Genomic DNA, 21,852 nt, shown 5'->3' with positions numbered 1-21,852 from the left:
GGAAAAAATATGAACAAGAGTGATAAATCTAATAAAATATATTTAAAAGCACTAAAGCAATATAATAATGGTTATATAGATAAATCCTTGGATTTATGTGAAAAGAGTATATCTATAGATTGTAAAAATTCATCAGCTATTAATCTAAAAGGATTATTATATTATTTAAATGGAGATTTAATAGGTTGCAAAAAACTTTGGGAAATGAATTATAAAAATAATAAAGATGAGATAGCTAATAAGTATTTAAAAGATATTGAAGACGATAAAATTTTATTAAAATACTATACAGAAGCTATAACTTACATTAGAAAATCAAATTATGAGAGAGCTATAGTATTTTTAGAGAAATGCGAGAAAAGTGATTTTAATTATATAAATGTACTTAATAATTTAACTAAATGTTATTTAAAAATAGGAAGAAACTATAAAGCATTGGAATATAACGAAAAAGTTTTAGAAAGAGATAAAAATAATTTAAAGGCAAATAAATTAAAAAAGAATTTTTCAAATAGTGGATTAGATAAAAAAGGAAAGGGAAAAAAAGTAGCTGTATGCTCAATTATATCTATAATTTTTATTTGTGTAATGGCAACAACTGTGTATTATTTTAAATTTAATCCTAAAAAACCTTTAAAGGCAAAAAAAACAGATAGTAAAAATGTAGCTAGCAGTAACCTTAAGAAAATTAAATCTAATCCTAAGTCTAATAATATTGTTAAAAATAATGATAAGGATAAACAAAAAAAACCTGAAAAAAGTGAAAATAAAAAATTTGACTCAAACAAAGTAAAAAAATTTATAGAAAACAAAAACTTTAATGAACTATATAGCATATATATATATTGGAAGAATAGGAATTTAAGCATTAATGATAAGGCTCTTCTTATAAAAGGTGAAACTTTACTTAAAAAAGAAGGTATAGAATATTTTTATAAAGAAGGAGTAGAGTATTCTAAATCTAAAGATTATGATAAAAGTAATGAAAAATTGCTAAAAGCTTATAATTTTGGCAAGGTCAATTATTTATATTCTCATATAGTTTATTTATTAGGGAACAATTATGAGAAAATTTCAGATGTATCAACTAGTATAAAATATTATGAAAAGTATATAAATGATTTTCCAAGAGATAGTTATTCAGCAGAAGTATTATATAAATTAGCTATTATGTATGAAAAAATAGACAACAACAAGTCTAAACACTATGCTGAAAGAATAGATGATATATACTCTGAATCTATGTATAATAATAGTAATATAAAAAGAATAATAAATTCTAATTAATTTTAGAATAAAAGTATCTATGTATGAAGAATAATAATAGTAGAAATTTTATTATAGGAGGGATATAAAATGATAACAGTTATAAAAAATGGTTATGTATATTCTCCCTCATACCTAGGTAAAAAAGATATTTTAATACTAGGAGATAAGATAGAAGGATTATATGATAATCTTGATTTATCAAATATACCTTTAAAAGTAAAGGTGATAGATGCAAAAGAAAACTTAGTAACTCCTGGTCTTATAGATTCTCATGTTCATATAATAGGAGGCGGAGGAGAAGGTGGATTTTCAACAAGAACTCCAGAAATACAATTGTCTCAAATTATTGAAGGTGGAATAACTACAGTAGTAGGTTGCTTAGGCATGGATGGTATATGTAGAAGTATGGAAGCTTTACTTGCAAAAGCTAGAGGACTAGAAGAAGAAGGCATAACTACTTACATATATACAGGGTCTTATAGTATACCAGTTGATAATATTACCGGTAGCCCAAAGTCAGATATTGTTTTAATTGATAAAGTTATAGGAATAGGAGAAATAGCTCTATCAGACCATAGATCTTCCCAACCTAATTATGATGATTTTATGAAAATATGTGCAGAAGGTAGATCCGGTGGTTTAATTTCAGGAAAACCAGGGATAATACATGTTCATATTGGAAATGAAAAAAAAGGTATAGAATACATTTTTAAAGTTTTTAAAGATACAAATATACCAATTAATCAGATAATACCAACTCATATGGGAAGAAATAAAGAACTTTTTAATTCTGCTATTGAATTTATGAAAAAAGGTGGAATAATAGATTTAACAGCCAGTTCAGATCCAAATCATATAGAGAAAGAACAAGTAAAAGCAAGTAAAGCATTAAAGATTATAATAGATAAAGGGTTAAATATAGAACAAGTTCATTTTTCATCTGATGGTCAAGGAAGCTTACCTATTTTTAATGATAAAGGTCAATATGTAGGTCTTGGAATAGGTACAGTTAAAGCTCTTTATGGAGAAATTAAAGATTGTGTTAAAAGTGAAAATATAGAATTAGAAAAGGCTTTAAAGGTAGTTACATCTAATGTAGCAAAGCATTTAAAGATGAAACATAAAGGATCTTTAGAAAAAAATAAAGATGCAGATATTTTAATTTTAGATAAAAACAATCTAGACATCTTGTCTGTATTTTCAAAAGGCACACAATTAATGAAAGATAAAAAAATATTGAGAAAAGGTACTTTTGAGTCATAATAAATATTTGATATGTTGACTTTTATAAATATATAGATTAAAATATAATTAACAAAGTACCCTAGAGGGGTATAATTAGGAGGTAAAATAATGGTAAGAGAAATAAACCAAAATATGTTTGGTCAAGAAGTTTTAAACTCTGATGTTCCTGTAGTGGTAGATTTTTGGGCAACTTGGTGCGGACCTTGTAAAATGCTTTCACCAGTAATGGATGAAGTATCCAAAGAATTAAAAGGAAAAGTTAAATTTGTTAAAGTTAATGTAGATGAAAATCCAGTTATATCTCAACAATATAGTATAGCAAGTATACCAACAGTTATGGTATTTAAAAATGGTAATCTTGTAGAAAATTTAGTAGGATTTAGACCAAAAGAAGCAATAAAATCAGTTGTAGAAAATCATATTTAATTTATTATTATTAATTATAAGAATAACATTTTTAATGTTATTCTTAATTTTATATTAAAGATTTTTATTTAAAAACAAAAGATAAGAAAAAAGTTATATAAAAATTTAAAAAGAATATAAAGGAAGTGATATTTATGGAAAATAGATATGATATAGCTATAATAGGAAGCGGTCCAGCAGGGTTAGAAGCAGCAATAAATTGTAAGATAAGAAATAAAAATATTATAATATTTGGAAGAGAAGATTTAAGCAATAAATTAATAAAAGCTCCTAAAGTAGATAACTATTTAGGATTTCATGGTATAACAGGTAAAGAGCTTAAAGATAAATTTCAAAAACATATAGATGATATGGGAATAGAGATTGTTTATGAAAGAATAAATAATGTTTACGCTATGGGTGAATATTTTGCTTTAATGGTTGATGAAAAAACTTACGAAGCTTCTTCTGTAATATTAGCAACAGGTATGGAATATACTAAACCTTTAAAAGGAGAAGAAGAGTTTCTAGGAAAAGGCGTAGGGTATTGTGCTACTTGTGATGCACCTCTTTATAAAAATAAAATAGTAACTATAATAGGTTACAATAAAGAAGCAGAAGAAGAAGCAAATTATGTTAATGAGTTAACAGCAAATCTTTATTATATACCTATGTATAGAGGAGAGTATAATTTAGATAAAAGTATAAAAGTAATTAAAGATAAGCCTGTAGAAATTTCAGGAGATAAAAAAGCTAATAAATTAATTCTTAACAATTCACAAATTGAAACGGATGGAATATTTGTATTAAAAGATAGTGTATCTCCAGCACAACTTGTACCAGGATTAGAAATGGAATCTTCACATATAAAGGTAGATAGAGAAATGAAAACAAATATAAAAGGTTGTTTTGCAGCAGGAGATTGTGTTGGTAAGCCTTATCAGTATATAAAATCAGCAGGAGAAGGGCAAGTAGCAGCTTTAAGTTCTGTATCTTATTTAGATAATAAAGATAGATTAAATAAATAAATAATTATATTATTTTTCATTTTAAATAGATAGAAAAATAAAAAAACCTGAGTAATTTTTTACGCAGGTTTTATTTTTATAAAAATAAAAATTTTTGATATTTATTATATAGGAGAGAATAAATTGGAAGTTTTTTATAAATAGAATATTTTTATGGTAATGTATCTTTTATTTTCTTAAGAAATATTAAAGAATACATGATTTCCTATATTTTTTTTATTATTTTTGTTAGCATTTTTCATCCATTTTGAAGTTGCTATTTTGGGATTGTAAAAGAATAATGCTTTGTTTGTAGGATCTTTTCCTTGTAAGGCCTTCATTACTGCATCGTAACTGGATTTGTCAGCATCTTTTATTACGTTACCATTTTTATCTACACAAGAAAAAGCGCCTCTTTCTTTTATTACTGATTCAATAGTATTTGGAAATTTAGGATTTATAGTTCTATTTAAAATTACAGATGCTACAGCAATTTTACCATTAAAAGGTTCAGATTCACTTTCTGACCTAACTACCTTTGCCATTAAATCAATGTCTTTTTTATTGATGTATAATTTTTTCCCAACATAATTTATAACTTGAGTTGAATTAGAGTTTAAGTTAAAAGTTTTTTCTGCTTTAGGGGTTTTAACTACAAACTTTTTAGGGTTAATTTGATTTCCCTTAAAAACTTCTCTAGTTTTTTTAGAATTATTAGGGTTATTGGTATTTTTACATTTAATATTTTTACTACTAGCTAATTTTAAATTTATAGGTTTATTTTCTTTTAAATTACTAAAACTATACTTAGGAATTAGTTGGATTTTTGAATTACTAAGCATTATTAAAGATAATAAAAATAATGTAAAAATAAACCTTCTTATTTTTTTCAAAATTAAACACTCCTTTTGCCAACGGGGTTAGCTGACGGGTTCGGTAAAGGCATAACCTACATTTTGATAAAAATGATTCACCCCAAAGATGGTTTCCCCGCGTTATAAACTTAGGCTAATGATATTATTTCCAAATTAAAAAAAATAATACTTAAAATTTTATTAAAATTTATTTTAAATTACTTTTAGGGTGATATAAAAATACATAAATAGTGTATAATTGTAAATGTATATTTATATAAGTATAAGGGGTGACTAAGGGTGGAATTTTTACAAGTATTATCCAATTCAATAAAAAATATGAGTATGTTTTCCGTTTTAGATATACTTGTAGTTTCTTATATTTTTTATAAAAGCTATATGTTAATTAGGGAAACTAGAGCTGAACAGTTGTTAAAAGGAATAATATTAATAGTTGTATTAATACCTATAAGTAGCTTATTAAAGTTAACTATGCTTAGTTGGATATTACAAAAAACTATTACTATTGGTGTGTTATCTTTTGTAATAATTTTTCAGCCGGAAATTAGAAGAGCCCTTGAACACATTGGAAGAAGTGCTTTTAATGAAAAGCAAATATTAAGAGATGAAGAGAAAATGGAAGACGTTGTAGGAAACATAGTAACAGCAGTAGATAATTTATCAAAAGATAAAGTTGGAGCTTTAATTATTGTAGAACAATTTACAGGGCTAGGAGAAGTTATAAGTACAGGAACAAAGTTAGATGCTGAGATTTCTTCTGCACTTTTAGAAAATATATTCGTAGTTAATACTCCACTTCATGATGGAGCTACAATTATAAGAAATGATAGAATTATTTCTGCAGGGTGTTTTTTACCTTTAACTCAAAATAAACATATAAATAAAAAATTAGGAACTAGACATAGAGCAGCTATTGGGATATCAGAGAATTCAGATTGTATAACCATAATAGTGTCAGAGGAAACAGGAATTGTTTCTCTTGCAGTAAATGGTCAACTTACTAGAGGGTATGATAAACAAAAATTGAAAGATATATTAATAAAAATAATAAAGAAAAGTTATACAAGAGAAGTTACTTTTAAAGGTAAGGTGGTAGAATGGGTGGAAAAAATAAAAACCAAGATATGATTATAAGAATTTGTTGTATTATAGCATCCTTTAGTTTATGGCTATATATTTTTAATATAGAAAATCCTATTAGAGAACATAAAGTATCTGTTCCTGTTCAAATAATAAATCAAACTAGTGCTATAAAATCAAATTTAGCTATGATACCACAAGATAATACATCTATTAATCTTGTATTAAAAGGTAATGCATCAGATATATATGCTGCTAATGCAGACAAGTTTAAATTAGAAGCAGATTTAAGTGAATATGGATTAAAAAAAGGGGTAAATAAAATACCAGTAAAGGTAAAGAAAAAACCAGATAATATTTCTATAGTGAATGAAGAAAACATATGGATAGAAGTTAAATTAGATGAGCTAAAAACTAAGACTGTAGATGTAGATATAAAATTAACAGGTAATAATAAAAAGACATATACTTCACTTACTCCAACTACAAAAACAAAAAGAGCTACTATAAGCGGTACAAAATCTTATGTGGATAAAGTTAAAGATGTAGTAGCTGTTTGTGATGTAACTGATACATCTGATGTTATAAAAAGGAATATACCTCTTATAGCTAGAGGATTTGATGGAGAAGAGGTAAAAGGCGTTGATATAAAGCCTTCTTTTATAAGTGTAGAGATACCTGTGAAAAAAGTAAAAACAGTGCCTATTAATGTTAAATTAAATACTTCTTTAGATAATAACCCTAGTATACAATCAATACTTCCAACTTTAAAATATGTTGATATAGCTGGAGATGAAGAAGTTATAAATAATATAAAAAGTATAGATACAGAAACTATAGATATAAATAGTTTAAATAATAAGAAAAAAATACAATCAAAACTAGTGGTGCCTCAAAATGTAACTTTAGTTAATAGTAATGGATCTATAGAATTAAATATAACTTTTAAAAATGGCAATAATAGCAAAAAACCAGATGAATCAAATGATGATAAAGAAGATAATAATAATAAAGATGAAATAATAACTAAGAATTTAAGTTTAACTATAAAAACTTTAAATATTATGCAAGGTAAAGAAGCCTCACTTGATAATACTAAAGTGAGTATAAGTATAAAAGGAAAAAAATCTTTAATAAATACTTTAAATAGTGGTAATGTAAATGCTTATGTTGATTTAAAAGATAAAAATGATGGACAATATACTATTCCAATAAATATTGAATTACCACAAGGTGTAACTAAGATTTCCTCAGATATAGAGAATGTTAAAGTTACTATAAAACCACAAAACCAGGAGGAAACAGATGACAATAAGAATCAATAATATACAATTAACAATAGATGAAGATATAAGCCTTCTTAAAAAAAAGGCAGCAAAAAAATTAAGAATAAAAAGCGAATATATTAAAAATTTAAAAATATTAAGAGAATCTATAGATGCAAGAAGGAAAAATAATATTAAGTTTAATTATATGTTAGAAGTAAATTGTGAAAATGAAAAGAAGATAGTTTGCAAAAGTAATTTAAAGGATGTAAAAATTAATCCTCCAGAATATAAAGAAGAAATTGAAATAGGAAACAAAAAACTTTCTTCAAGGCCAGTTATAGTAGGAATGGGTCCAGCAGGTATGTTTGCTGCTTTAAGGCTTGCTACCTATGGTTATAAGCCTATAGTTATAGAAAGAGGAGAATCTGTAGAAGAAAGAAGTAAAAGCGTAGATGATTTTTGGAAAACAGGTAAATTAAATACAGAATCTAATGTACAATTTGGTGAAGGTGGAGCAGGAACCTTTTCTGATGGAAAATTAACTACTAGAATAAAAGATAGAAGATGTTCTTTTATATTAGAAGAGTTTGTTAAAGCTGGAGCTCCAGAGGAAATAATCTATTCTAGTAAACCTCATATAGGTACAGATGTATTAAAGGTGGTAGTAAAAAATATAAGAGAGACAATAAAGTCTCTTGGAGGAGAAATAAAATTTAATAGCAAGTTAGAGGACTTTGTTGTTAAAGATGGCAAACTAAAAAGTATTGTAGTAAACAAAGAAGAAATTCCTTGTGAAAATTTAATCTTAGCTATAGGCCATAGTTCAAGAGATACTTATGAAATGCTTTATAAAAATTCTGTATCTATTGAATCTAAGCCCTTTGCCATTGGAGTTAGAGTAGAACACTTAAGAGAAATGATTGATGTAAACCAATATGGTAAATATGCAAATCATCCTAGATTAAAAGCTGCAGACTATAGACTTACATATAGATCGAAAAATACTGGACGATCTGTTTATAGTTTTTGTATGTGTCCAGGAGGAGTTGTTGTAGGAGCATCTTCAGAAAAGGATGAGCTTGTAGTTAATGGTATGAGTTATTATAAAAGAGATGGAAAAAACTCTAATTCAGCAATAGTTGTATCAGTATCACCAGAAGATTTTGATTGCACCACTCCTTTAGGAGGAATAGAATTTCAAAGACATTATGAAAAATTAGCTTATAAATTAGGTGGTGGAAACTATAAAGCACCAGTTCAATTAGTTAAAGATTTCTTAGAAGATAGAGAGTCTTTAAGACTTGGAAAAGTTGAACCTTCATATAAACCAGGATACGAATTTCGACAAGTATCACAGTGTCTTCCTTCATATGTAGTAGATTCTTTAAAAGAAGGTTTTGTAAGTTTTGATAGAAAAATAGAAGGTTTTAAAGATGAAGGTGCTATAATTACAGGCATTGAAACTAGAACATCTGCCCCAGTTAGAATTAAAAGAAATGAAAAACTTGAAAGCTTATCTTTAAAAGGATTATACCCAGCAGGTGAAGGAGCTGGATATGCAGGAGGAATAATTTCAGCTGCAGTTGATGGCGTAAAAGTAGCAGAAAGTATAATAGGGGAATATAAACCTATAGACTAAAAATTATGAAAAATTTCACTTTACCGATAATTTCTGATAGAATATAAAATGGAATTAATTTTATTGGAGGTTTGTTTATGGGGAAAGAATTAATACTGGTTATAAATCCAGGTTCTACATCTACAAAAATAGCTTTGTATGATCATGACAAATGTGAGGCTTCAGAAAATTTATCTCACTCCACTGAAGAAATAAAGAAATTTGATACAATATATAACCAAAAAGATATGAGAGAAAATATAATTATGGACTGGCTTACTAGTCAGAATATAAGTATTAGTGACTTAAAGGCGGTAGTAGGTAGAGGTGGACTTTTACGTTCTATGCCTGGAGGAACTTATAAGATAACTGATAAAATGCTTGAAGATCTAAAAATTGGTTATCAAGGACAACATGCATCAAATCTTGGAGGCGTTATAGCCTATAGCATTTCTAAAAAAGCAAATATACCATCATTTATAGTAGACCCCGTAGCAGTAGACGAAATATCAAAAGAAGCAAGAATTTCGGGAATGCCAGAAATACCTAGAAAATCTTTAGTACATGCTTTAAATATAAAAGCTGTAACTAGAAGAATATGTAAAGAAGAAAATAAAGATTTTTATCATAGCTCTTTTGTAGTAGCTCATATGGGAGGCGGAATATCTGTTTCTCCAATGAAAAATGGGCAAATTTTAGATGTTAATAATGCTAATGAAGATGGCCCTTTTTCACCAGAAAGAGCAGGAGGTGTTCCTGTAGGTGATTTAATTAAAATAGCTTACAGTAACAAATATACTTATAGGGAATTAAAGAGTAAACTTATTGGAAAAGCTGGATTTGTAGGATATTTAGGTACAAACGATGGAAGAAAAGTAAATGAAATGATTGAAGAAGGTAACCCTAAAGCTAAGCTTGTTTTAGAGGCTATGGCCTACCAGATTTCTAAAGAAATTGTTTCTATGGCTACCGTTTTAAACGGAAAAGTAGATGCTATAATTTTAACTGGTGGACTAGCTCATAATAAAAAACTTACAAGTTTAATTGAAAATAGGGTTAACTTTATGTGCAAAGTTAAACTAGTACCTGGGGAAGATGAGATGTTAGCATTGGCTCAAGGTGCTTTAAGAGCTCTTTTAAATATAGAAAAAGCTAAAATTTATGAAGACGAGGTGTTTTTTAATGATTAAAACTTTTAAAGAGGTAGTAGAAAAAGCTAAAAGTCAAGAAAAAAGAACAATATCAGTAGCAGTTGCTCAAGATGAACATGTTTTAGAAGCTGTGAAAGATGCTAAAGAGCAAGGATTAGTTAATGCAGTTTTAGTTGGTGATAAAGAAAAAATACTAGAAATTGCAAAGAAAATAAACATGAATCCAGAAGATTATGAAATAATAGATGAAAAAAATAATAAAAAGGCTGCGCTTAAAGCAGTTGAAATCGTTTCTAGCGGAAAAGGTCATATGGTAATGAAAGGCCTTATAGATACAGCAAGCTTTCTAAGAGCTGTTTTAAATAAAGAAATAGGATTAAGAACTGGAAAATTAATGTCACATGTTGGTGTTTTTGAAATTCCTAAATTAGAAAAAATAATACTTGTTACAGATGCAGCTTTTAATATGTATCCAGAATTAAAGGATAAAATAGATATAGTTAAAAACTCAGTTACTGTAGCTCATTCTATGGGAATTGAAAATCCAAAGGTTGCTCCAATATGTGCAGTAGAAGTTGTTAACCCTAAAATGCCTGCTACATTAGATGCTGCTACTCTTTCAAAAATGAATGATAGAGGACAAATTAAAGGTTGTGTGATAGACGGACCACTAGCATTAGATAACGCAATTTCAAGAGAAGCTGCAAAACATAAAGGAATTGGCGGAGAAGTTGCAGGACAAGCTGATATATTCTTAGTTCCAAATATAGAATCAGGAAATATAATGTATAAGACTTTAACATATGCTGCAGACTGTAAAAACGGTGGATTACTAGTAGGCACAGCGGCTCCAGTTGTATTAACATCAAGAAATGATAGCCACGAATCAAAATTAAATGCAATAGCATTAGCTGCATTAGTTGCAGGTCAGCTAAATAAATAGATTTATAGATTTTAGGAGGAATTTTAACATGGGATACAAATTATTAATAATAAACCCAGGATCAACATCTACAAAAATAGGTGTATATGAAGACGAAAAACAGATATTAGAGGAAACTTTAAGACATTCATCAGAAGAAATAGGTAAATATCATGCTATATACGATCAATTTGAGTTTAGAAAAGAAGTAATATTAAATGTTTTAAAAGAAAAGAATTTTGATATAAATGAATTAGACGGTATAGTTGGTAGAGGTGGCCTTTTAAAGCCAATAGAAGGCGGAACATATAGAGTAAATGATTTAATGCTTGAAGATTTAAAAAAGGGAGTTCAAGGCCAACATGCAGCTAATTTAGGTGGAATAATAGCAAATGAAATAGGTAAATCACTTAATATACCTGCTTTTATAGTAGATCCAGTAGTTGTAGATGAAATGATAGAAGTTGCTAAAATATCTGGAATGCCTGAAATAGAAAGAAAAAGTAAATTCCATGCATTAAACCAAAAAGCTGTAGCTAAAAGATATGCAAAAGACAATAACAAATCATATGAAGACTTTAATTTAATAGTTACACATATGGGTGGAGGAGTTTCAGTAGGAGCTCATGAAAAAGGAAAAGTTATAGATGTTAATAATGCACTTGATGGAGAAGGTCCATTTTCACCAGAAAGAACAGGAGGACTTCCAGTAGGTGATTTAATAAAATTATGTTATAGCGAAAAACATACTTATGAAGAAATGAAAAAGAAAATTAGCGGAAAAGGTGGAGTCGTGGCATATCTAAATACTAACGACTTTAGAGAAGTAGAGGAAAAAGCCGAAAAAGGTGAAAAAGATGCTAAACTAATAGTAGATGCATTTGCATATCAAGTTGCAAAAGAAATAGGAAAATGTGCAGCATCATTAAGTGGTAAAGTAGATGCTATATTATTAACTGGAGGAATAGCTTATAGTAAACATATAACTGCTCTTATAAAGGAGAAAACAGGATTTATAGCACCAGTTGTAATTTACCCAGGTGAAGACGAATTACTTGCATTAGCTCAAGGGGGATTAAGAGTCTTAAAAGGTGAAGAAGAAGCTAGAGAATACAAATAAAAAAAATTGTAATATTGTGCAATTTTATAACTTTATCAAAATATAACTTTGATAAAATTATAACTAATAAAAAAATTCATAATTTACTACAAAATTGATAATTTTATGATATAATAGAGTTGGTTATTGAAAGATATTCGTTTAAAATGGTTTACAATTGAAAGATATATTTTAATTGTAAGAACATACGTCCATCAATTATTATATATCTTTCTCTGGTTTTAAATGGTAATAGTTACTAAAGTATTAATAGATGGATTATTATTGGAGTGATAAAAAGTATGAGTAGATTAAATATTTTTACAGGACACTTTGGAAGTGGAAAAACAGAAATTTCTATAAATTATGCAATTAAATTAGCAAAAGAAGGTAAGAAAGTAGCATTAGTAGATCTTGACATAGTTAATCCTTATTTTTGTTCTAGACAATTAAAAGACAAGCTTAATGAATTAGGAATTAGAGTTATTGCTTCAGATTCTAATCTTATGAATGCAGAACTTATGGTTGTTCCTGGAGAAGTTTTAGCTGTATTTAATGACAAAAGTTATGATGTAGTAATGGATATAGGAGGAGACGATCAAGGAGCAATAGTCCTTGGACAGTATAACAGATACTTTAAAGAAGAAAGTTATAATATGTACTTCGTAGTAAATAATAATAGACCTCTTACAGCAAATGAAAACGATACTCAAGAATATATGAAATCTATAGAGGAAGTATCAAGATTAAAAGTAACTGATTTAATTTCTAACACAAATTTATCATATGAAACTAATAAAGAGCATATCTTAAAAGGAGACAAGATAGTAAAAGAGTTATCAGAAAAAACAAATATTCCTTATAGATATATTGCTTGCAAAGAAGAATTTAAAGATCAAATAAAAGATGAAGTACAAGCAAAAGTATTTCCGATAGACATATACCTAAAGACACCATGGAAATAAAGCTGAATTTAAAATTGTACACGTTTTCAAAAGTTTAAAACTAATTATTTTAGTTAAGATATATTTTATCTATTAAATCTTAAGGAGGGGTTGTAATGCCAAAAGTAACATTTAGAGAAGACAGATGTAAAGGCTGTGGTCATTGCATTGAGGCATGTCCTAAGAAAATAATAAGCTTTTCAGACAAGCTAAACAAAAAAGGTTATCATCCAGTTACAATAGTTGATGAGAAAAAAGACGATTGTATAGGTTGCGCATCTTGTGCAAGAATTTGCCCAGACAGCGTAATAACAGTAGAAAGATAAGAAGGAGGGGTTATATAATGGGAGAAAAGGTTTTAATGAAAGGTAATGAGGCTATTGGAGAAGCTGCCATTCAAGCAGGATGCGAATGTTTCTTTGGATATCCAATTACTCCACAAACAGAAGTAGCTGCTTATATGTCAAAGAAAATGCCTAAAATAGGTAAAACTTTCTTACAAGCAGAAAGTGAAGTTGCAGCTATAAACATGGTATATGGTGCAGCAGGAACAGGAGTTAGATGTATGACTTCTTCAAGTTCACCAGGAATAAGTTTAAAATCAGAAGGTATTTCATATATAGCAGGGGCAGAACTTCCATGCTTAATAGTTAACATAGTAAGAGGAGGCCCTGGTCTTGGAAGTATACAACCAGCTCAATCAGATTACTTCCAAGCAACAAAAGCAAGTGGACATGGAGATTTTAGCATGCCAGTATTTGCACCATCTTCAATCCAAGAAATGGTTGACCTTATAGAAGATGCTTTTGATGTAGCTGATACATACAGAACACCTTGTATGGTTATGGGAGATGGAATGTTAGGTCAAATGATGGAGCCAGTTGAATTTAAAGAAAGAAGCAAAAAAGAAGTTTCAAAATCAGACTGGGCTGCAGATGGCTTAAAAGGAAGAAAAGAACATCACGTAATCAATTCATTATATTTAAAACCAGAAGAATTAGAAAAACATAATGAAAAATTACAAGCTAAATATAAGAAAATAAAAGAAAATGAATGTAGATATGAATTATACAATTGCGATAAAGATTGCGATTTAATTATAGTTGCATATGGAACAACTTCAAGAATATGCAAAAATGTTGTTAAAATGGCTGAAAAAGAAGGAATAACTTTAGGTTTAGTAAGACCTATAACAATTTGGCCTTTCCCATATGAAGCATTTGAAAAAACTATAGATAAAACTAAACATGGATATTTGTCAGTTGAAATGAGCTGCGGACAAATGGTTTATGATGTTAAAGTTGCTGCAAATGGAAGAAAACCTGTTGATTTCTACGGAAGATCAGGCGGAATGGTTCCAGACCCACAAGATATATTAGATAAAGTTAAGACTATAGTAGGAGGTGCTAAATAATGGCTATCGTATATCAACCACCTAAAGCATTATTGGACGTACCTACACATTATTGTCCAGGATGTACACACGGTGTAATTCATAAATTAGTTGCTGAAGTTATTGATGAACTTGGAGTATTAGACAAAACTATAGGTGTTGCTCCTGTTGGATGTTCAGTTTTAGCATATGACTATTTTGCATGTGATATGTTTGAAGCAGCACATGGTAGAGCACCAGCTGTAGCAACTGGTATAAAAAGATCTAAACCTGATTCAGTAGTATTTACTTACCAAGGTGATGGAGATTTAGCTGCAATAGGAACAGCTGAAATAGTTCATATTGCAACTAGAGGTGAAAATGTTACTACTATATTTGTAAACAACTGTATATATGGAATGACTGGTGGACAAATGGCACCAACTACATTACCAGGACAAGTAACAGAAACTACTCCTTATGGAAGAGATACAGATTACGCAGGATTCCCTGTAAGAGTATCAGAAATGATCTCTACATTAACTGGAGCTTGCTACGTAGAAAGAGTATCTGTTGATACAGTTCCAAATATATTAAAAGCTAAAAAAGCTATAAAGAAAGCTTTCCAAAATCAAATAGATGGAAAAGGATTCTCATTAGTTGAAGTATTATCTATATGCCCAACTAACTGGGGATTATCACCACAAGAATCATTAAAATGGTTAAGAGAAAACATGATTCCATATTATCCTCTTGGTGTTAAGAAGGATACAACTGGGGAGGTGAAATAAATGGCAACACAACAAATAATATTTGCAGGATTTGGTGGCCAAGGTATATTATCAATGGGTAAATTTTTAGCTTATGCTGGAATGGATTCAAACATGGAAGTTTCATGGTTGCCATCTTATGGCCCAGAAATGAGAGGAGGTACAGCTAACTGTTCAGTTGTACTATCTGATCAGCCAGTAGGATCTCCTATAGTTACTAGACCAGATACAATAGTTGTAATGAATAGACCGTCTTTAGATAAATTTGAAGATTTAGTTGCTCCAGGCGGACTTATTATATTAGATTCTGACCTAGTAGATAGAATGCCAGAAAGAAAAGATGTAAAGGTTATAGCTCTTCCAGCTCAAAGCGAAGCTCAAAACATAGGAAGTAAAAAAATAGCTAACATGGTTCTTTTAGGTGCTCTTGTAAAAGAAACAGGTATAGTTACTATGGATGAAATAACAGCTTCATTAAAATCTCACGGAAAAGAAAAATTCTTTGAATCTAATAAGAAAGCTCTTTCTGTTGGAGAAAAATACTAATTTAATATAAAAATTAAAACAAAATATTGCAGTGAGGATTACTATAATCTTCACTGTTTTTTTTATATTAGAACTTATTCAAAATTTTTACTGTTGTTACTAAATTAAAACTGTAATATAATAACTGTATGTATTTAATAAATTAGGAGTGGTGTTTTTAGTATGAGTAGATTATTTGGAACTGATGGAGTTCGTGGAATAGCTAATAAAGAATTAACAGCAGATTTATCATATAAATTAGGAAAAGCAGGAGCTTATGTACTTACAGAAGGTACCCATAAGCCTAAAATAATTGTAGGAATGGATACAAGAATATCAGGACATATGCTTGAATGTGCATTAGTTTCCGGAATACTATCAGTTGGTGCAGAAGCTATTTGTGTAGGGGTTGTTCCTACACCAGCTATAGCATATTTAACTAGAAAATATAAAGCAGATGCAGGAGTAGTTATATCAGCTTCTCATAATCCTGTAGAATACAATGGTATTAAATTCTTCAATAAAAATGGATATAAACTATCTGATGATTTAGAAGATAAAATACAAGCTTTAATAGAAAGTGATTTTAAAGGAATCCCAGTACCTACTGGAAAAGATTTAGGAAGAAAGATAGAAGAAGAAGGAGAAGCAGTTAGAGATTACATAGACTTTACAAAATCTACTATAGATGGAGATTTAAAAGGATTAAAAGTAGCATTAGATTGTGCTAATGGTGCTTCTTCTGTAACGTCTTTAAAAGCTTTTGAAGAAATGGGAGCAGAAGTTCACGTTATAAATAATAATCCAGATGGAATAAATATAAACCATAACTGTGGATCAACTCATCCAGAAGATTTAATGAAATATGTAACTGAAAATAAATGTGATCTAGGTTTAGCTTTTGATGGAGATGCAGATAGATGTTTAGCTGTAGATGAAAAAGGTAATTTAGTTACTGGAGATTTCATATTAGCTATATGTGGAAAAGCATTAAAAAGTAGTGGAAAACTTAATCATAATACAATAGTTGTTACTGTTATGAGTAACCTTGGATTAGATATAGCTATGAAAAAAGAAGTAATTGGTACAGTTAAAACAAAAGTAGGAGATAGATATGTTCTTGAAGAAATGAAAAAGAACGGCTATGCTCTTGGAGGAGAACAATCAGGACATATTATATTCTCTGATTATAATACAACAGGAGATGGACTTATAACAGGTCTTCAAATGGCTTATATAATTAAACAAAGTGGAAAAACATTATCAGAATTATGCTCTATAATGAGGGAACTTCCACAAGTGCTTGCTAATGCCAAAGTTCCAAATGATAAAAAGGATATATATTTAAATGACGAAGAAATAAAAGGACAAATAGATTCTATAACTGAAAAATTAAATGGATGTGGAAGAGTTCTTATAAGACCTTCAGGAACTGAACCTTTAGTTAGAGTTATGCTTGAAGGAGAAAACCAAAAAGAGATAGATGTTATGGCTCATGGCCTTGCACAGCTTATAGAAGAAAAGGCAAACTAGTTTTTATAAGGAATATTACAATGTTTTCCATTAAAGTAAAAATTAAAAGTGTGAAAATAGTTAATTAAGGTATAAAATTTTTATTATTAAAGTTAACATGTATTTGAATTTTTAATTCTATCTATAAGAAAAAAGCATGAACATTTCATGCTTTTTTTATTTTTCATATGTAAGAATATCTTATAATGACCTAAAATCAATGAGTGTACAAAATGAATAGAATTTATGGGTAAAAATATAAGATATTTATAGTAAAGTTTAAATCTTAACATTTTATAAAGTTTTGAAGATAATAACAAATTAATATTGACCTTTATGGGACAGCTTATATATAATATAATAAGGCTTTTAGATTTTAGTCTAAAGGAGGGAAGATGTATACAATTTAATATTTTTTAAGCGCCAGAACTTAAGATTTAAACTTAAGTTGACGAGGACAAGGAAATTCGAAAATTCGGCGGATACCTTGCGGTATAGTACTACCGATAAACACTAATAAAACCAAAAAGTGATTTTTGGGACAATATTAGTGGGGTACTTAAAGGCCTTTTTGCGTTATACAAAAATAAAATGTATGAAATGTTGAAAGGTAGGTAGTTATAATAATGTGCGGAATAGTTGGATATATAGGACAAAGACAAGCATCTTCAATTTTAGTAGAAGGATTAAGTAAACTAGAATATAGAGGATATGACTCAGCAGGAGTTGCGATTATTAATGAATCAAATAATATAGATGTTAAAAAGTGCAAAGGTAGATTAGCTAATTTAGAAGAACAATTAAATGAAAACCCAATAGAAGGAATGATTGGTATAGGCCATACAAGATGGGCAACTCACGGAGAACCATCCGATGTTAATTCACATCCACATTCAAATGAAAAACAAACAATAAGTGTGGTACACAATGGTATAATAGAAAATTATATTGAATTAAGAGAATGGCTTATAAAAGAAGGATATACTTTTAAATCAGAAACAGATACAGAAGTAGTACCTCATTTAGTAGATTACTATTATAATGGGAATTTATTAGAAGCAGTTATGAAAACTGTAAAAAAACTAGAAGGAAGTTATGCTTTAGGAGTAGTTACTAGTGAAGAATCAGATAAAGTAGTAGCTGTAAGAAAAGATAGTCCTTTAATAGTAGGTCTTGGAGAAGGAGAATCTTTCATAGCATCAGATATACCAGCAGTATTAAATCATACAAGAGACGTATATCTATTAGAAGACAACGAATTTGTACTAATGGATAAAAATGGAGTTTCTTTATTTGATACAGAAGGAAATAAAATAGAAAAAGAAGTATTCCATGTAACTTGGGATGCAGCAGCTGCTGAAAAAGGTGGATTTGACCACTTTATGATAAAAGAAATATATGAACAACCAAAAGCTATAAGAGATACTATGACTTCAAGAATAGTAAAAAATGAAAGTATAAAATTAGATGATATTACTATAACAAAAGAGCAAATTAAAAATATAGATAAGATATATATAGTAGCTTGTGGTACTGCATATCATGCAGGAATAGTTGGTAAATACGCTATAGAAAAATTAACTAGAATACCAGTAGAAATTGAAGTTGCATCAGAATTTAGATATAGAGATCCAATCATAAATGAAAAAACTTTAATGATTGTTATAAGTCAATCAGGAGAAACAGCAGATACACTAGCAGCTCTTAGAGAAGCTAAAAGACAAAATGCTAGAGTTATAGCTGTAACAAATGTTGTTGGAAGTTCAGTATCTAGAGAAGCAGATGATGTTTTATATACTTGGGCAGGACCTGAAATCGCAGTAGCATCTACTAAAGCATATGAAACACAACTTATAGCTATGTATATAATTGCTTTATTCTTTGCTGAAAACAAAGAAACATTAAGTGAAGAAGAAATAGAAGATATAAAAGAAGAAATGTTAGCTTTACCAGAAAAAGTAGAAAAAGTTTTAGAAGGTAAAGAAAAAATAAAAGAATTTGCAGCTAATATTTGTAACAATAAAAATATGTTCTTACTTGGAAGAGGACTAGATTATGCAGTAGCATTAGAAGGAGCTTTAAAAATAAAAGAAGTTTCATATATTCATTCAGATGCTTATGCAGCTGGAGAATTAAAACATGGTCCTATAGCTTTAATTGAAGATGGAACAGTAGTTATTGCATTATCTACTCAAGAAAGATTATTTGAAAAAATGGTAAGTAACGTTAAAGAAGTTACTACTAGAGGAGCAAATGTATTTGGAATAGCTATGGAAGGTCATACTGAAATAGAAAAAACAGTAAATGAATCTTACTATATTCCAAGAACAATTGAAGTATTAGCACCAATATTATCAGTAGTTCCTATGCAACTTATGAGTTACTATACAGCTATAGAAAAAGGCTGCGATGTAGATAAGCCTAGAAACTTAGCAAAATCAGTTACTGTTGAATAATAAATATAAAAAATTATAAATGCTTTAAAGTTAAAATAAAGAATGGTTGAATTTAATAAAGATTGATTTTTGAAAACAATCTTGAGTTAGAAAAGTATATAGATGAATGGATACCCGTCAAAACGCAAGTTTAGATGGTTTATCCATTCATTTTTTATTGAAAAATCTGGTATCTAGATATATAATGTGACTTGTATTAGCTATGCATAAATACTAAAAAGAGGGCTTATAACAGCCCTCTAATTAGGAAACAACCTTTTGTTATTTTTATAGTTGTAATACTTTATTTATAATATTAATCATATTTTTGATTAATTACCCATACATGATTAAATTTATCAGAGATTACTGCATTTCTTGCTGGAATTTCTGGGAAATCATTAATTGGAGATATAACTTTACAGCCTTGACTAACAGCATTATTAAAGGATGATTCTATATCTTTAACATATAGATTTAACCACATTGAACTAGTAGAACCTTCAGATGGAGCAATAAGTCCATAATCCTTATTTTCATTGAGAACACGAATCTCTGTATTTCCAAGTTTCATTCTTGTTTCGTTCATTTCAGAAGTTTCATCTGTTTTGGATAATATTGTTGCATTAAATAAATTACTATAATAATCAGCAGCTTCCCTCGCATTACTTACTACCATGTTAACTTCTAACTTCATTATTTACATCCTTCCTTTCTTAGTTCAATCTGTTATAAAATCTATCTCACAATTCAGTGAGTATACTTTTTTAATCTGGAAAAGTATGTTTCTCATTGTGTTCAATGCCTACTCCTTTTCATGAAGTAATAAACATATTTTATATTTGTTCACTGCTCATTTTTAAAGCAATTTCTCTCTTTTCATTTGGAGAGAAGAAACAGTATAATAATTAACTTTCATATTTGCTAGTTTTCTTTTTTTAAACCAACTCATCGGTCTGTGCTGTAATGATACTGTATTAAATTACTCCTGTCAATAATAGAATTATTAATATTTAATATTTAGTTTCAAAAAATTAACAACTATAATATTGTTAATTTTTAGGTGATAATGATATGATGAAATAAGATAAGGAGATTAAAATATGCAAAGGAAAAGAATATTAAAAGAGTTAAAACTACAGATAAAAAATGGTAACCATATTATTGGTGTAGCAACAGGTTCTGGAATGACTGCAAAGTATGCTAAAAAAGGAGGAGCTAATTTCCTTTTGGCATTAAATTCAGGTAGATTTCGTCAAATGGGAAGAAGTTCATTAGCAGGTTTTTTACCTTTTAATAATAGTAATGATATGGTTATGGATTTCTCAATGAGAGAGTTAATACCCTTAGCAAAAGGACATATTCCTGTAATATTTGGAGTAAATGCAACAGATCCTACAAAGGATATGGAAAGTTATATAGAAGAAATAAAAAATAAAGGGTTTTCTGGTATTAACAATTATCCAACAGTTGGATTAATAGATGGCAAGTTTAAAGAGGCTCTTGAAGAAAATGGTTGTAATTATTCTATGGAAGTAGAAGCTATAAATATAGCTCACAAAAAAGAGATGTTTACTATTGCCTTTGTATTTAATGATAAACAAGCAGTTCAGATGATTAAGGCTGGAGCGGATGTTATTTGTGTTCATTTAGGATTAACAGGCGGAGGATTATTAGGGGCAAAAAAAGTTTTATCACTGGAAGAAGGCAAAATTAAAGCGAAAAAGATATTTAAAAAATGTAATGAAATAAAACCAAATGTTATTAAGTTAATTTATGGTGGTCCTGTAAAAACCCCTACAGATATTTGTTATATGTATAGTAATAATAAAAATTTAATGGGCTACATAGGAGGATCAGCTTTTGAAAGAATTCCTTGTGAAAAATTTATAACTAATATAACTAAAGCATTTAAAGTTCCTGTACATTTAAAGGAAGATGAACTAATGAATAAAATGTTAGATGGAATTACCAAACATTATGATTATGTTGAATTTGTTAAAGAATATGTTAATAAAAATTATATGAGTCAGATTTCTTTTTCTGCTTTAGCTAAAATTGCTAATATATCTAGAAGTTATTTAAGTACCTTATTTAAAAAGGAGATAGGCTGTAGTTTTAAACAGTATTTAGTTAAGTTTAGAATAGAAAAAGCTGCTAAAATATTAGAAAAAGAAAATATTCAACTATCACAAGTTTCATCTTTAGTAGGATATAAAGATTATGCACAATTTAGTAAAATGTTTAGAAAATATAAGGGTTGTTGTCCAAAAGAATATAATACAGAAATATAACATAAACACAAGAATACATAATATAACAATATTTACATTAAAAGTAATATAAAGTATGATT

At 28.6% G+C, this 21,852-nt stretch carries 20 protein-coding genes and 1 riboswitch; of the genes, 18 read left to right on the top strand and 2 right to left on the bottom strand.

The window, feature by feature from the left end:
- The first annotated feature begins 9 nt into the window (after positions 1 to 9).
- The 4 genes from ABDZ71_RS02990 (at position 10) to ABDZ71_RS02975 (ending at position 3,947) form a co-directional block, all read left to right on the top strand.
- Positions 10 to 1,287 (top strand): tetratricopeptide repeat protein, encoded by a 1,278-nt coding sequence (locus ABDZ71_RS02990; protein WP_343758712.1) that lies wholly within the window; start codon positions 10 to 12, stop codon positions 1,285 to 1,287.
- A gap of 69 nt (positions 1,288 to 1,356) precedes the next feature.
- Positions 1,357 to 2,532 carry a beta-aspartyl-peptidase gene (iadA, locus tag ABDZ71_RS02985; protein WP_343758710.1) on the top strand — a complete coding sequence of 392 codons (1,176 nt, stop codon included), beginning with the start codon at positions 1,357 to 1,359 and terminating at the stop codon, positions 2,530 to 2,532.
- A 90-nt stretch (positions 2,533 to 2,622) separates the two neighbouring features.
- A complete protein-coding gene (gene trxA, locus ABDZ71_RS02980) occupies positions 2,623 to 2,940 on the top strand; it encodes a thioredoxin (RefSeq protein ID WP_343758707.1) in 318 nt (105 codons plus the stop codon).
- Positions 2,941 to 3,074: 134 nt separating this feature from the next.
- Positions 3,075 to 3,947 (top strand): NAD(P)/FAD-dependent oxidoreductase, encoded by an 873-nt coding sequence (locus ABDZ71_RS02975; RefSeq protein WP_343758706.1) that lies wholly within the window; start codon positions 3,075 to 3,077, stop codon positions 3,945 to 3,947.
- A 176-nt stretch (positions 3,948 to 4,123) separates the two neighbouring features.
- On the opposite strand, the gene ABDZ71_RS02970 is transcribed toward ABDZ71_RS02975, so the two are convergent.
- Complete coding sequence (locus ABDZ71_RS02970) at positions 4,124 to 4,600, bottom strand: cell wall hydrolase (protein WP_425544687.1); 477 nt, start codon at positions 4,598 to 4,600, stop codon at positions 4,124 to 4,126.
- Positions 4,601 to 4,821: 221 nt separating this feature from the next.
- Positions 4,822 to 4,946: riboswitch (cyclic di-AMP (ydaO/yuaA leader) on the bottom strand.
- Between the two features lie 134 nt (positions 4,947 to 5,080).
- Between ABDZ71_RS02970 and cdaA the strand changes: the two genes are divergently transcribed.
- From cdaA to glmS, 13 genes are all read left to right on the top strand, one after another.
- Positions 5,081 to 5,929, top strand: a complete 849-nt coding sequence (gene cdaA / locus ABDZ71_RS02965; RefSeq protein ID WP_343758704.1) for a diadenylate cyclase CdaA — start codon at positions 5,081 to 5,083, stop codon at positions 5,927 to 5,929.
- A complete protein-coding gene (locus tag ABDZ71_RS02960; RefSeq protein ID WP_343758702.1) occupies positions 5,899 to 7,206 on the top strand; it encodes a CdaR family protein in 1,308 nt (435 codons plus the stop codon). Before cdaA ends, ABDZ71_RS02960 begins: the two co-directional genes overlap by 31 nt.
- Complete coding sequence (locus tag ABDZ71_RS02955) at positions 7,187 to 8,788, top strand: NAD(P)/FAD-dependent oxidoreductase (protein WP_343758700.1); 1,602 nt, start codon at positions 7,187 to 7,189, stop codon at positions 8,786 to 8,788. Before ABDZ71_RS02960 ends, ABDZ71_RS02955 begins: the two co-directional genes overlap by 20 nt.
- Positions 8,789 to 8,865: 77 nt before the next feature.
- Complete coding sequence (gene buk / locus ABDZ71_RS02950; protein WP_343758698.1) at positions 8,866 to 9,957, top strand: butyrate kinase; 1,092 nt, start codon at positions 8,866 to 8,868, stop codon at positions 9,955 to 9,957.
- Positions 9,950 to 10,861 carry a phosphate butyryltransferase gene (ptb, locus tag ABDZ71_RS02945; RefSeq protein WP_343758697.1) on the top strand — a complete coding sequence of 304 codons (912 nt, stop codon included), beginning with the start codon at positions 9,950 to 9,952 and terminating at the stop codon, positions 10,859 to 10,861. Before buk (ABDZ71_RS02950) ends, ptb begins: the two co-directional genes overlap by 8 nt.
- Before the next feature lie 28 nt (positions 10,862 to 10,889).
- Positions 10,890 to 11,960, top strand: coding sequence for a butyrate kinase (buk, locus tag ABDZ71_RS02940; protein ID WP_343758695.1), 1,071 nt, complete (start codon positions 10,890 to 10,892; stop codon positions 11,958 to 11,960).
- A gap of 281 nt (positions 11,961 to 12,241) precedes the next feature.
- A complete protein-coding gene (locus ABDZ71_RS02935) occupies positions 12,242 to 12,904 on the top strand; it encodes a ParA family protein (RefSeq protein WP_343758693.1) in 663 nt (220 codons plus the stop codon).
- A gap of 95 nt (positions 12,905 to 12,999) precedes the next feature.
- Entirely contained in the window at positions 13,000 to 13,209 is a 210-nt protein-coding gene (locus tag ABDZ71_RS02930) for a 4Fe-4S dicluster domain-containing protein (RefSeq protein ID WP_343758691.1), read from the top strand.
- Positions 13,210 to 13,226: 17 nt separating this feature from the next.
- Entirely contained in the window at positions 13,227 to 14,297 is a 1,071-nt protein-coding gene (locus ABDZ71_RS02925) for a 3-methyl-2-oxobutanoate dehydrogenase subunit VorB (RefSeq protein WP_343758689.1), read from the top strand.
- Positions 14,297 to 15,046 carry a thiamine pyrophosphate-dependent enzyme gene (locus tag ABDZ71_RS02920; RefSeq protein WP_343758687.1) on the top strand — a complete coding sequence of 250 codons (750 nt, stop codon included), beginning with the start codon at positions 14,297 to 14,299 and terminating at the stop codon, positions 15,044 to 15,046. The genes ABDZ71_RS02925 and ABDZ71_RS02920 overlap by 1 nt, the downstream gene beginning before the upstream one ends.
- A complete protein-coding gene (locus ABDZ71_RS02915; RefSeq protein ID WP_343758685.1) occupies positions 15,047 to 15,571 on the top strand; it encodes a 2-oxoacid:ferredoxin oxidoreductase subunit gamma family protein in 525 nt (174 codons plus the stop codon). It begins immediately after the preceding gene.
- 162 nt (positions 15,572 to 15,733) lie between these two features.
- The gene (gene glmM, locus ABDZ71_RS02910; protein WP_343758683.1) at positions 15,734 to 17,083 is read left to right on the top strand and encodes a phosphoglucosamine mutase; all 1,350 of its coding nucleotides are present in this window, start codon (positions 15,734 to 15,736) and stop codon (positions 17,081 to 17,083) included.
- 605 nt (positions 17,084 to 17,688) lie between these two features.
- Entirely contained in the window at positions 17,689 to 19,518 is a 1,830-nt protein-coding gene (gene glmS, locus ABDZ71_RS02905) for a glutamine--fructose-6-phosphate transaminase (isomerizing) (protein ID WP_343758681.1), read from the top strand.
- A 295-nt stretch (positions 19,519 to 19,813) separates the two neighbouring features.
- Here glmS and ABDZ71_RS02900 read toward each other — a convergent pair whose 3' ends face one another.
- Positions 19,814 to 20,194, bottom strand: coding sequence for a VOC family protein (locus ABDZ71_RS02900; protein ID WP_343758678.1), 381 nt, complete (start codon positions 20,192 to 20,194; stop codon positions 19,814 to 19,816).
- Positions 20,195 to 20,600: 406 nt separating this feature from the next.
- Here ABDZ71_RS02900 and ABDZ71_RS02895 point away from each other — a divergent pair, with 406 nt between their 5' ends.
- Complete coding sequence (locus ABDZ71_RS02895) at positions 20,601 to 21,791, top strand: phosphoenolpyruvate hydrolase family protein (protein ID WP_343758676.1); 1,191 nt, start codon at positions 20,601 to 20,603, stop codon at positions 21,789 to 21,791.
- The last annotated feature ends 61 nt before the right edge of the window (positions 21,792 to 21,852 follow it).

The sequence above is a fragment of the Clostridium oceanicum genome (assembly GCF_039521385.1).
Taxonomy (GTDB): Bacteria; Bacillota; Clostridia; order Clostridiales; family Clostridiaceae; genus Clostridium_F; species Clostridium_F oceanicum.
Note: the sequence above shows the minus strand (reverse complement) of the source record. Positions and strands in the feature narration are given on the sequence as shown.